Source organism: Humibacillus sp. DSM 29435 (assembly GCF_001758225.1).
GTDB lineage: Bacteria > Actinomycetota > Actinomycetes > Actinomycetales > Dermatophilaceae > DSM-29435.
The window spans coordinates 147,725-160,393 of sequence record NZ_MAST01000051.1; the positions used below are offsets into that span (position 1 = coordinate 147,725).

Consider the following 12,669-nt stretch of genomic DNA (forward strand, 5'->3'; position numbering starts at 1 on the left):
AGGGAAAGGTGAGTGCGCTGGTGGGGCCCCTTGTCGTCGCGTCGTGGCCGGCTGCCGTCTCGCCACTCGTCGCAGCCTGGATCGACGGGCCGCCACGTGGCCGCCGCGTGCTCAGCGCCTTCGCCACCTGCCTCTACGTCGAGCTGGGCTCCCACGACCGCGTGATGGCCGTGCACACGCCGGATGCCGTCCAGCTGCCGATCGGTGTGCGCCTGTCAGGGCCGGTTCGTCTGAACGACCTGGTACATGCTGGTGACGTGGTGACCGTCGGTGGCGGCCGCGTGCAGCTGCCGGGCGCCGACGTCGTGGGCGTCCGCCGTTCGAGGCCTGTTCGCGTCGGCCTGGGCGGCGGCACCGCGCCGAGCGCGTGGCGGTCGCTCGGACTGGCGCTCCCCGGGGCCGGTCTTCGCGACGACCTTGATGGCCTGGACGACGTCGCCACCCGGCTCTGTGTGGCGGCGCTGACCGGCCGACCCGTTCAGGCCGGCGTTGGCCGGCTCGTCGGTGCCGGCCGTGGTCTCACCCCGAGCGGAGACGACCTGCTGTGCGGCATCCTGCTCAGCCTCCGGGCCTTCGAGCGCCCTCCTCACGGCGCGCACTCAGCGCTGAAGCGGGCCGTGCTGTCCCGGCTGCACCGCACGACGAGCATCTCGGCTGCTCTGATCTCGGCGGCCACGCAGGGGTGGGCCGCGCCCGACATCGTTCGACTTCTCGGCCTGCTCGCCGGCAGCGTGCCACCTCGCCCAACCGAGCTCTGCGCGGTATGGAACCGGGCGCAGTGCATCGGTCATACCTCGGGCGCCGACCTGCTCGCAGGCATCACGGCAACGGTGACCGCGCTGACGTCGCTCGCCTCGCCCATGCGCGACACCGACCCGCTCAGCGTTCGTCTGCGTCAGTCGGAGGCCGCCCATGCCTGATCACGTCGAGCTCAGGCCGGGCGGCTACCACGACTCGGTGAGCCTGATGCAGGTCTCACATGCGGTGGCCATCGTGCCCGGGGTGGTAGCGGCCCAGGTCGCCATGGCGACCGACCTCAACCTCGAGGTGATCGCCTCGATGGGCTTCACCGTGCCTGCGGGCGCCGGGCCGAACGACCTTGTCGTCGCGCTTCGTGCTGCCGACGCCGCCACCGTCGACGCAGGCCTGCAAGCACTCGAGTCGGCACTGGCCGATCTGCACTCTGCAGCCGCCACGTCGACCGGTCTCGGCGCGCCCCCCCGGCCCCGCACCGTCGGCGGCGCGGTGGCGGCCTCGCAGGCCAACCTCGCCCTCGTGTCGGTTCCTGGGCCGCATGCCGGCATCGAGGCCCTTGACGCGATCCGGTCGGGGGTCAGCGTGATGGTGTTCTCCGACAACGTGCCCGTCGAGCAGGAGGTGCTGCTCAAGAGCGAGGCCGCCGTCCGCGGCGTGCTCGTGATGGGCCCCGACTGCGGCACGGCGATCGTCGGTGGGGTCGCCCTCGGGTTCGCGAACGTCGTGCGAGCCGGCTCGGTGGGTGTCGTGGCGGCCTCCGGCACCGGGGCCCAGCAGGTCATGTGCCTGCTCGATGCGGCAGGCGTCGGCATCAGCCACTGCCTCGGCGTCGGGGGGCGCGACCTCTCCTCGCCGGTGGGCGGCCGGTCGACCCGGCAGGCACTCGCGGCACTCGCGGCCGACCCGGCCACCGCCTCGATCGTCGTGGTCTCCAAGCCGCCGGCCCCGGAGGTTCTGGCGGCGCTCGAGGCGCATGCCGCTGGGCTCGGCAAGCCGGTGACCTGGGCCATCCTCGGCCCGGGGCGGCCTGACCTGACTGCGTCCATCGAGGCCATGGTCAGCTTGTCCGGCGCGATGCCGCCCAGATGGCCGACCCGCAAGGTCGAGCCGCCCTCCGCACCGGTCGCTGCACCGGTCGACGGGCCGACGACCACGTCCGGCTCGCTGCGGGGCCTGTTCTGCGGGGGCACGCTCGCCGACGAGGCGATGCTGATCGCGAGCGAGTACGTCGGCGGCATCCGGTCGAACATCGCGTTGACTCCCGAGCTGGGGCTCGGGCCCGACCTGCGTCACGACGGCCACGTCGTCATCGACTTCGGCGACGACGCGCTGACGCGGGGGAGGGCGCACCCGATGATCGACCCCTCGCTCCGGCTGAGCCGAATCGCCCTCGAGGCCGTCGACCCCTCCTGCGGGGTGCTGCTGCTCGACCTCGTACTGGGCCACGGCGCGCACCCCGACCCGGCACCCGACCTCGCCGCAGCCATCGCCTCGGCCCGTCGGGCCGCCGCCGCCGGCGGGCGTGAGCTGGCTGTGGTCGTCTCGCTCATCGGCACCGACGCCGACCCGCAGGGCTGGACGCGATCGGCCGACCTGCTCGCCGAAGCCGGGGCCGCCGTGCTGCTCTCGAACGCCGAAGCGACCCGTCACGCCCTGAACCTGCTGGGCCACCGAACGAGGCCGCGGCAGACGCTCCCGCCGTCGCCCGAGGCCGGTCGGCGCGCAGTCAACCCGCCCGGTGATGGCGTGCGGATGCCGCTCGAAGGGGAGGTCACGGTGGCTACGGTGGGCGCCGGGGTCTTGTCTGACGCCCTTCGTGCACAAGCGGTGTCGATCACGGAGGCGAACTGGCAGCCGCCGATGACGGGCACCGAGGGCGACCTTTGGGCGGTGTCGACCGACGCCCGGCGGGACGCCGCCAATGCCCTGGCGCTGGCCCGCATGACGGCAGCCGGCGCTGACCTCGTCGACGTACGGCCCGCACGAGAGGCCCTCGGGCTCGAACGCGGCACCTTCCTGCACGCCGGGCCTCCGATCACCTTCGAGCGAGCCTCGGGCCCGCTGCGGGGGGCGCTCATCGGCGCGATGCTGCTCGAGGGCCTGGCCGACACCGCAGAGGAGGCCGCGGCGGTCTTGACCCGTGGCGAGGGCATCGTGCTCGAGCCCTGCCACCACCGTGGCGCCGTGGGCCCGATGGCCGGGGTCATCTCAGCGTCGATGTGGGTCTACGAGCTGCACGACAGCGGGCACGGCAACACGTCGTGGTGCTCGCTCAACGAGGGCCTCGGCAAGGTGCTGCGATACGGGGCCTTCGGCCCGGAAGTCATCGAGCGGCTGCGCTGGATGGGCGCCGTGCTCGGGCCGATCCTGCAGCAGGCGGTGCGGGCGCGTCTGGAGCAACAGAGCCCGATCGACGTCAAGGCGATCATCGCCGCGATGCTGCAGATGGGCGACGAGGGGCACAACCGCAACCGGGCCGGGTCGCTGTTGCTGCTGCGCGAGCTGCTGCCCACGATGATCACCGCCGACGCACCGAGCAGCGACATCGCCGAGGCGGTGCGCTTCTCGGGGGCCAACGAGCACTTCTTCCTCAACCTCGGGATGCCGGCCTGCAAGCTGGCTACGGTGGCGGCCCACGGCATCCCGGGCTGCTCGGTGGTGACGACGATGGCCCGCAACGGCACCGACTTCGGCATCCGTGTATCCGGCACGGGCGACGAGTGGTTCACCGCGCCGGCGGGCACCCCTCAGGGCCTCTTTCTGGGCAGTTACGGCCCCGCCGACGCCAACCCCGACATCGGCGACTCGGCGATCACCGAGACCGCCGGCATCGGCGGGTTCGCCATGGCGGCGGCACCGGCGATTGTGCGCTTCGTCGGCGGCGACGTGGCGTTCGCGCTTCGCACCACCGCGATGATGTACCAGATCACGGTGGGCGAGCACCCGGCCTACCAGGTGCCGATCCTCGAGTTCCGGGGTACTCCGACGGGGATCGACGTCGTTGCGGTGGCGCGCACCGGCATCCTGCCCCAGATCAACACCGGGATGGCGGGGCGCGTCGCCGGCACCGGTCAGGTTGGCGCCGGCCTGGTCACCCCACCCGCCGCGTGCTTCAGCCAGGCCCTCGCGGCGCTGGCGGCTCGCACACCCTGACAGTGGCCGTCGCTGTCCGTCGCTGTTCGTTGCCCGGTGCGTGCAGGACCGGCGTGGCGTGGGGTGGCGTGGGGTGGGGTGGGCAACGTGAGGGCCGGCAAGGCCGCAAGGCCGCAAAGCCGCGACGACGGGGCGGTTCACCGTGCGCTGCCACTGGGTCGACCTCGTGCTGGCAGGAGCAGAAAAGCGATTGGGGAGTGTCGCCGCTGCCGCCTACTCTTGACCTGCCATGCGAGACTTCCCGCCCGACATCCGGGCCTACACCGATACCGGGCGTGCGGGCGACGAGCCAGACACGCGAAACCCGCGCGCCTTCCTGCGCTGGATGGTGGTCCAGCAGGGCCGGCTCTTCTGGTTCGGCCTGTTCGTCGCGCTGATCTGGATGGTGCCGCAGACTCTCGGCCCGTGGATCGTCGGTCGGGCCATCGACACCGGCATCGTCGCGGGCAACTCCGCCGAGACGGTCAAGTGGGTGGTGGTGCTCGCCGTCGTCACCGTCGCCGGCGCTCTGAGCGGTGTCGTGTTCCACACCGTCATCGTGCGCGAGTGGCTCATCGCCCTCTACGGCACAACCATGCTCGTGACCCGCAAGGCCTTGCGGCTCGGTCATGTGCTGACCCGACGTACCCCTACAGGCGAGGTGCTGTCGGTCTCGGGCAGCGACGGCGACCAGTTCGGCGCCCTCATGGAGGTCACGACCCGAGCGTTCTCGCAGCTCGCCGCCTACCTCGTCGTCGCAGGCATCGTGCTCACGACGTCGGTACGCATGGGTCTGCTCGTACTCGTCTCGGCCCCCCTGCTCGTGGTCCTCGGCGCGCCGCTGCTGCGCCCGATGCAGCGGTGGCAGGGCGTCGAGCGGTCACGCAACTCCGAGCTGACCTCGATGGCCACCGACATCGTCGCCGGGCTGCGCATTCTGCGGGGAATCGGCGGTGAGGAGACGTTCGGCGGCAACTACGTAGCCCAGTCGCAGCGCGTCCGCCAGTCGGGGGTGGCGGCCGGTCGATGGCTGTCGGCCGTCGAGTCGATCGGGGTACTGCTCTCCGGTGGCTTCGTCGTCGCACTGCTGTGGCTCGGCACCCGCGAGGTCGCAGTCGGACGCCTCAGCGTCGGTCAGCTCGTCAGCTTTCTCGGCTACGGGCTCTTCCTCGTGCAGCCGATGCGCACGTTCGTCGAGTTCGCCCAGAAGTGGACACGGTCCGCAGTCTCCGCGCGCAAGGCGATCGCCGTCTACGAACAGCGCTCCCCATGGCACCCCCCGACCGAGCTGCGCGAGCTGCCGTACGCCGCCACCATCGTCGACGAGGTCTCCGGTGTCACGATCGCGCCCCATCGCCTGACCATGGTCGTCTCGGCCGTTCCCGACGACTCCTCGGCACTGGCCGACCGGCTGGGTCGCTACCTGCCGAACGAGGAGGAGGCCCTGGTCAGCGAGGAGATCCCTGAAGACCTCAGGGGCCGCGCGGCCCGTCGCGAACGTGCCGTGAGGGCGGCTGCCCGCGCCGCTCAGGCCGACCGTGACGACGTGCGGGCCGCCCAGCCCTGGGGCGTCACCGTCGGGGGTGTCGACCTTTTCGAGGTTCCGCTCGAGGTCGTGCGCGAGCGCATCCTCGTCAGCGACACTGCGCCTCAGGTGTTCGCCGGCACTCTGCGTAACGCCGTCGACCCCCTCGGTCGGTTGACCCGCGCCCAGGCCGAGCGGGCCCTCTACACGGCCGCGGCCGACGACGTCTTCGACGCTCTTCCCGGCGGCTGGCAGGGCGAGCTCGACGAACGCGGACGCGGCCTCTCCGGTGGTCAGCGCCAACGGCTCGTGCTCATGCGTGCCCTCGCGGCCGATCCCGAGGTGCTCGTGCTCGTCGAACCGACCTCGGCGGTCGATGCGCACACCGAGGCCAGCATCGCCTCCCGACTCGGTGATCATCGGGCCGGGCGAACCACCGTGGTCATGACTGCCTCACCCCTGCTGCTGCACCACGCCGACGAGGTGGTGCTGCTCGTCGGCGGACGCGTGAGCGAACGTGGCCGGCACGCCGACCTGCTGGCCGGCTCGGCGCGTTACCGATCCGTCGTGGTTCGGGGCGACGACGAGCCGCGCGCCTCCGCGCCAGCTGGTGACAGCGACAGCTCCAACGACACCACCGACACCACCGACACCACCGACACCACCGACACCACCGACACCACCGAGCTCGCCGGCTCCAACGAGCTCGCCGCCGCCGGGGAGGGATCCCGATGAGCGCTGACGTACCGACCCGGGTTGTCCCGTTGCCCCCCGCCCTGGCAGCGGAGTCGCGACGCACCTGGGACGCCGCGGTCGACCTGCCGGTTGTGCCCGACGAGCTGAGGCCGCCCACCCAGGCTTCACCGTCTGAACGGGTCGCCGCGATGCGACGTCGCCACCTGCTGCGGGAGCGCCGGGCGCAGGAGTTCGTGGCCGACACGATGAACGCGCGAACCGGCCTGCCGATCGCCGACACCCGCAGCGTCGTCCGCTTCGTCGGTCGGCTGCTCGGCGACCAGCGCCTGCTCGTCGCGGGGGTCGTGGGCTTCAACGCGCTTGCTGCGATCGCCGGCCTGTTCGTGCCGCGCCTGCTCGGCCAGCTCGTCGACTCGACCGTGGCCGACGTTCAGGCCGGCCGGGTGGATGCCGCTCTAGCCGGAGCCAACGCTGCTGCCCTGGTCGTCGCCGGCCTCGTCGTCGTGCAGGGGGTCGTGACGTTCGCCGCGAAGCTGTCGGCCACCGTGCTCGGCCAAGGTGTGCTCGCCTCGGCCCGCGAGTATGTGGTGCGGGCGATCCTGCGCCTGCCGCTCTCGCGCGTCGAGAGCGCCAGCTCGGGCGACCTCATCACCCGAGTCACCCGCGACGTCGGCACGATGAGTGAAAGCGTGCGCTGGGCTCTGCCCGAGTCGATCGTCGCCAGCATCACCGTCGTGCTGACCCTGTTGGCGATGGTGAGCAACTCGGTAGTGCTCTCGGTGCCCTCCATCGTGCTGATGTCGTTGGCGATGATCCAGGTACGGCGCTACCTGATGCGCGCGCCCAAGGGCTACCTCACCGAGGGCGGAACCTACTCGCGTATCAACACCACCCTCACCGAGACGGTCGAGGGGGCCCGCACGGTGGAGGCTCTCGGTCTGGCCGGTCGCCGCCTCGAACGTGGCGACGGTGACATCGCCGTGTCGTCGCAGGCCGAGCGCTACACGATGACGTTGCGCAACCTGCTCTTCATCGTCATGGACATTGCCTTCAGCCTTCCGCGGGTGCTGGTGCTGCTGCTCGGAGCGGTCGGCTACGCCCAGGGCTGGGCGTCGCTGGGGCAGATCACGGCGGCCATTCTCTACACCGAGGCCCTGTGGGGCCCCTTCGACATGCTGGTTCACACGGTCGACCGGGTGCAGGTGGGCGTCGCCTCGACGACGCGTCTGCTCGGCATCGCGACCGTTCCCGCCGACCGCGAGGCCGGGAAGCGTCTTCCGGAGGGCCGCGACCTCGTGGGCACCGACCTGCGCTACGCCTACCGCGAGAGGCACGATGTGCTGCACGGCATCGACCTCGTGCTGCGCACCGGTGAGCGGCTGGCCATCGTGGGGCCGAGTGGCTCCGGTAAGTCGACGCTGGGGCGGCTGCTGTCCGGCATCCATGGCCCGCGCACCGGGTCGGTCGCGGTCGGTGGCGTCGAGCTGACCGAACTACCCCTCGAGGCGCTGCGGTCGGAGGTCGCCCTCGTCACGCAAGAGCACCACGTCTTCATCGGCACGCTGCGCGACAACGTGGTGCTGGCTCGCGAGGGGGCAAGCGACTACGAGGTGTCAAGGGCGCTCGCTGCCGTCGATGCGCAGGCGTGGGTCGACCGGCTCCCCGACGGGCTCGACACCCGGCTGGGCTCAGGGCAGCTCGTGCTGACGCCGGGCCGGGCCCAACAGGTGGCGTTGGCGCGGTTGATCCTCGCTGACCCCCACACCATCGTGCTCGACGAGGCGACCTCCCTCATCGACCCGCGCACGGCGCGCCATCTGGAGGGGTCGATGAACGCACTGCTCACCGGAAGAACGGTCGTGGCGATCGCCCATCGGCTGCACACGGCGCACGACGCCGACCGCATTGCCGTCGTCATCGACGGACGCGTCGCCGAACTGGGCAGCCATGACGAGCTGGTCGCTCTGGGAGGGGAGTACGCCGCTCTCTGGTCTGCCTGGACCTCCTGACCTCGACCTGACGACTTTGCGCCCAGCCGGCCGGTGTCGACCGGCTAGGAGATTGACCGGCTAGGAGATCGACATCGCGCTCGTGGCGACGGCGGCAGTCAGGGCGAAGACTGCCGCCCCGGCCGCCACGGCGCCTGCGAGCAGGGCCTGCTCCACTCGCTGTTCCGACTCTTCGATCTCGGACTCCAGCGTGCGCACCTGAGCGTGCAGCTCGAGCAGATGGTCGTCGGTCAGCACATCTGCGCCAGGGCGTCGCGCTCCGGCGCTTTCCACCTTGCGGCTGTGCTCGCGCGCCTCGAGGTGTCGGCGCACCGACTCGAGCCTGACCAGACAGAGCCGGGCGTCGATGCGGCACGAATGCACGCGATAGCCGTGGAACACGGCCACGAGCCAGGCCGCCAGGGCCACGATGAGCGCGGTGACCACGGCTGGTGGACTCAGCAGGTCGGGGCCCCGCATGACCGTCATGGTCACGAGGACGAGGGCCAGGGTGACCGTCAGCCAGCGGGCAACCCGGCGCGCCGACCGTAGTTGATCGAGCCGGCGCTGATGGAGATAGACCCTCATCACCGCTGACGGAATCGTGCCGTGCGGGCCAACCGTGAGCATGGGGCCTCCGGTCGTTCGAAAGATGGGCAATTAGTCCGTTATGCGGGCATCTTAGACACAGGATACAGGTACCAGCCTGTGAACGGTGGTTCGTGCATCGGCCCATCTTCGGCCCATCTTCGGTGTATGACCTGGCGCGGCACCGGGCCCGGCGCAAGAGCACCCCTCGACGGCATCGGCACGGCGTGTGAGGGTGGGTGCATGAGCGCACACGAGTCATCAGCCACCTATCTCCTCGTCGGCGGCGGCCTCGCCGTGTCTCGCGCGGTCGAGGGCATCCGCAGCCTCGACCAGAGCGGGAGCATCGTGCTGGTGACCGAGGAGGAGCGCCTGCCTTACGAGCGTCCGCCCTTGTCGAAGGCCGCACTCAAGGGCGATGACCCCGTCGAGTCGGCCTTCACCCACGAACACAGCTGGTACGAGGCCAACCACGTCGACATCAGGCTCGGCGACCCGGCCACCTCGCTCGATGCCGAGGCTCACACGGTCAGCCTGCGCGGCGGAGACACGGTGGCCTATGAGAAGGTCCTGATCGCCACTGGCTCGTCGGCCAGAGCGCTCGATGTTCCGGGAGCCGACCTCGAGGGCGTGCTCTACCTGCGTGAGATGCCCGAGTCGACCGCGCTGCGCGCTCGGTTCGCGAACGGGCACCGACTGGTGATCGTGGGCGCTGGTTGGATCGGTCTCGAGGTGGCGGCGGCGGCCGTCGAGGCCGGCTGCCAGGTGACCGTCGTCGAGCCCCAGCCCTCGCCGCTCTTCGGAGTGCTTGGCCCGCAGGTCGGTGGCTGGTTCGCCGATCTGCACCGCTCACACGGGGTGGAGTTTCGCTTCGGCGAGGGGGTCGAGCGACTGGCCGGCGAGGGCCAGGTCGCCGCGGTCGAGACGAAGAGTGGACTGAGCCTGGCGGCCGACACGGTGGTTGTCGGGGTCGGGATCAGCCCGAACACCGGCCTGGCGGAGGGTGCCGGGCTGACGGTCGAGAACGGCATCGTCACCGACAGCTCGTTGCGCACCTCCGATGACCACGTGTGGGCCGCCGGTGACGTCGCGAGCTGGCTGAGCCCGACGCTCGAGACGCACGTGCGGGTGGAGCACTGGGCGAACGCGAACGACGGCGGCTTCGCGGCGGGGCGGATCATGGCCGGCAGCGACGAACTGTACGACCCCATCCCGTTCTTCTTCTCCGACCAGTACGACATCGGGCTCGAGTACGCCGGCTACGTCCCCCGCGACACCGACACCGAGCTCGTCATCCGCGGAGACCTGAAGAGCAACGAGTTCATGGCCTTCTGGGTGGTCGAGGCCGGTGCCTCTGACGAGTCTGCCGGTGGCGTGCGAGTGCTGGCGGGCATGCACGTGAACGTCTGGGACACCATCGATGCCGTGCAGCAGCTCGTACGCGAGCGAACGACTGTCGACCGCACGAAGCTGGCTGACCCTGAGGTGGCGCTCACCGACCTCACCTGAGCAAGGGGGGCTCTGAGCCCGTCGAACCGAGAGGGCCTGTTCACGCTGACCTCCCGGTGAGGCGGCGAGGCGGTCGGGTGGCAGGATGGCCCTCGTGACGGCTCGAATTCTCGATGGCAAGGCCACTCTGCGCACGATGAAGGCCGAGCTGGCCGGGCGAGTAGCCCGGTTGGCGGCCCGTGGCGTGGTGCCAGGGTTGGGGACCGTGCTCGTGGGGGATGACCCCGGAAGCCACTGGTATGTGGCGGCCAAGCACCGGGACTGTGCCGAGCTGGGGATCACCAGCCTGCGCCGGGATCTGCCTGCCAGCGCGACGCAGGCGCAGGTGGAGGAGGTCATCGATGAGCTGAACGCAGATCCGCGCTGCACCGGGTTCCTTGTGCAGCAGCCCACCGGTCTCGACGAGATGGCTCTGCTCTCACGGGTGCACCCCGAGAAGGACGTCGACGGGCTGCACCCGATGAACCTGGGTTGGCTCGTGCTCGGCCGAATGGCGCCGCTGCCCTGTACCCCGATGGGGTGCATCGAGCTGCTACGTCGCCACGACGTGCCAATCGCCGGTGCCGACGTGGTGGTGGTCGGTCGGGGGTTGACGGTCGGCCGGCCGCTCGGGCTGATCCTCACCCGCAAGAGCGAGAATGCGACGGTGACCCTGTGTCACACGGGCACCAGAGACCTGTCGGCGCAGGTGCGTCGAGCCGACATCGTGATTGCGGCAGCGGGCGTGCCGGGCATCATCACCAAGGACATGGTGCGACCCGGCGCCGCCGTGCTCGATGTCGGTGTGAGCCGGGTCGAGGGCAAGATCGCCGGAGACGTGGCTGCCGACGTGGCCGACGTGGCGGGGTGGATCAGCCCGAACCCCGGCGGGGTGGGCCCGATGACCCGGGCGATGCTGCTGACCAATGTCGTCTCTGCCGCTGAAGCCGCTGAAGCCGCTGACCATGCTGAGGCGGCTGACCGCGCCGAGGCTGCCCACCCGCACGGATGAACGACCGCCGATGAAGATGCGCGGCAGCGGGTTCGTGGTGCTCGGGGTCTGGTGGCCGGTGGCGCTGCTGACGGCGGCGGGGGTGGTCGCAACGGGGCTGGGTCAGATCAGGCTGGGCGGGCAGGTCATGTGCGGCGCCCTGGTGGTAGCGGCTGTCGTGCGGTTGCTGGCCCAGCCCGCCCGGCGTGCGGGCGGGCTGGTGGTGCGTTCTCGCACCCTCGATGTGATCGTGCTCCTCGCGTTGGCCGTCGGGGTGCTGATCGCCTCGGCCACGGTCAACCTCGACCCGTCGAACGAACGCCCGCCGGCGCGCTCCATCACGGGCTGACGCCCGGCCGCGTCACCCGCACGACAGGGCCACCCGCACGACAGGGCCACCCGCACGACACAGCCATCCGCCGCCGCGGGGTCAGACCGGGGCTCAGATGAGCCCGAGGCCCTTCACCGCGTCGCGCTCTCCTTCGAGTCGGGCCACGGAGGCCTGGATGCGCTCCTTGGAGAAGTCGGACAGCTCGATTCCCTGCACGATCTCGTACTTCCCGTTCTGCACCGTGCACGGGAAGGAGGAGACGATACCTTCGGTGACGCCGTACGAGCCGTCGGACGGGACCGACATCGACACCCAGTCGTCGGTGCCGTGCACCCAGTCGCGCATGTGGTCGATGGTGGCGTTGGCGGCCGAAGCGGCCGACGAGCTGCCACGGGCGGCAATGATCGCGCTGCCACGCTTGGCCACCGTGGGGATGAACTCGCCCGTGATCCAGGCCTCGTCGACCAGGTCGGCAGCGACCTTGTTGCCGACCATCGTGTTGTAGAGGTCGGGATACATCGAGTCGTCGTGGTTGCCCCAGATGGCCAGCTTGCTGATCTCGCTCACTGACACCCCCAGCTTCTTGGCCAGCTGCGACTTCGCCCGGTTGTGGTCGAGCCTCGTCAGCGCGTTGAACTGTTCGTTGGGGATGTCAGGTGCGTTGGTCATCGCGATGAGGGCGTTGGTGTTGGCGGGGTTGCCCGTGACGAGCACCTTGACGTCGTCGGCGGCGCTGTCGTTGAGGGCCTTGCCCTGGCCCGTGAAGATCTTGCCGTTGGCCGAGAGCAGATCTGAGCGGTCCATCCCCTCCTTGCGCGGCATGGCCCCGACCAGCATGGCGAGGTTGACTCCGTCGAAGACCGTGTTGGGGTCATCACCGATCTCGACGTTCGCGAGCGTCGGAAAGGCGCAGTCGTCGAGCTCCATCACCACACCCTCGAGCGACTTCAGGGCCGGGGTGATCTCGAGCAGGCGCAGCTCGACGGGGGTGTCGGGGCCGAGCAGCGCGCCGCTCGCGATGCGGAACAGGAGGCTGTAGCAGATCTGGCCGGCGGCGCCGGTCACGGCGATCTTGACCGGCTGGCGGCTGGCAGCGGTGGGAGCTGTGCTCACGATGGGCCCTTCACGGTTGTGTGGTGGTGGGACGACTCGACGCTATCAGTGGAGCATGACG

9 protein-coding genes are annotated in these 12,669 nt (G+C 70.5%); 7 read left to right on the forward strand and 2 right to left on the reverse strand.

The features are described 5' to 3' along the window. The first annotated feature begins 8 nt into the window (after positions 1 to 8). From BA895_RS20010 to BA895_RS20025, 4 genes are all read left to right on the forward strand, one after another. Positions 9 to 920 (forward strand): DUF2877 domain-containing protein, encoded by a 912-nt coding sequence (locus BA895_RS20010; protein ID WP_175442397.1) that lies wholly within the window; start codon positions 9 to 11, stop codon positions 918 to 920. Then, on the forward strand, positions 913 to 3,909 hold the full coding sequence (locus tag BA895_RS20015; RefSeq protein WP_070193640.1) for a DUF1116 domain-containing protein: 2,997 nt from the start codon (positions 913 to 915) through the stop codon (positions 3,907 to 3,909). Before BA895_RS20010 ends, BA895_RS20015 begins: the two co-directional genes overlap by 8 nt. Positions 3,910 to 4,138: 229 nt before the next feature. Next, complete coding sequence (locus BA895_RS20020) at positions 4,139 to 6,148, forward strand: ABC transporter ATP-binding protein (protein WP_083283590.1); 2,010 nt, start codon at positions 4,139 to 4,141, stop codon at positions 6,146 to 6,148. After that, on the forward strand, positions 6,145 to 8,118 hold the full coding sequence (locus BA895_RS20025) for an ABC transporter ATP-binding protein (RefSeq protein ID WP_070193641.1): 1,974 nt from the start codon (positions 6,145 to 6,147) through the stop codon (positions 8,116 to 8,118). The genes BA895_RS20020 and BA895_RS20025 overlap by 4 nt, the downstream gene beginning before the upstream one ends. A 60-nt stretch (positions 8,119 to 8,178) precedes the next feature. Here the strand turns inward: BA895_RS20025 and BA895_RS20030 are convergent, their stop codons facing one another. Next, on the reverse strand, positions 8,179 to 8,727 hold the full coding sequence (locus BA895_RS20030) for a hypothetical protein (protein ID WP_070193642.1): 549 nt from the start codon (positions 8,725 to 8,727) through the stop codon (positions 8,179 to 8,181). A 201-nt stretch (positions 8,728 to 8,928) separates the two neighbouring features. Here BA895_RS20030 and BA895_RS20035 point away from each other — a divergent pair, with 201 nt between their 5' ends. The 3 genes from BA895_RS20035 (at position 8,929) to BA895_RS20045 (ending at position 11,513) form a co-directional block, all read left to right on the forward strand. Beyond that, entirely contained in the window at positions 8,929 to 10,194 is a 1,266-nt protein-coding gene (locus BA895_RS20035; RefSeq protein WP_070193697.1) for an NAD(P)/FAD-dependent oxidoreductase, read from the forward strand. 94 nt (positions 10,195 to 10,288) lie between these two features. Then, positions 10,289 to 11,185 carry a bifunctional methylenetetrahydrofolate dehydrogenase/methenyltetrahydrofolate cyclohydrolase gene (locus BA895_RS20040; RefSeq protein ID WP_070193698.1) on the forward strand — a complete coding sequence of 299 codons (897 nt, stop codon included), beginning with the start codon at positions 10,289 to 10,291 and terminating at the stop codon, positions 11,183 to 11,185. A 10-nt stretch (positions 11,186 to 11,195) separates the two neighbouring features. Then, complete coding sequence (locus tag BA895_RS20045) at positions 11,196 to 11,513, forward strand: DUF3017 domain-containing protein (RefSeq protein ID WP_070193643.1); 318 nt, start codon at positions 11,196 to 11,198, stop codon at positions 11,511 to 11,513. Between the two features lie 93 nt (positions 11,514 to 11,606). On the opposite strand, the gene BA895_RS20050 is transcribed toward BA895_RS20045, so the two are convergent. Next, on the reverse strand, positions 11,607 to 12,608 hold the full coding sequence (locus BA895_RS20050; RefSeq protein ID WP_070193644.1) for a malate dehydrogenase: 1,002 nt from the start codon (positions 12,606 to 12,608) through the stop codon (positions 11,607 to 11,609). Between the last annotated feature and the right edge of the window lie 61 nt (positions 12,609 to 12,669).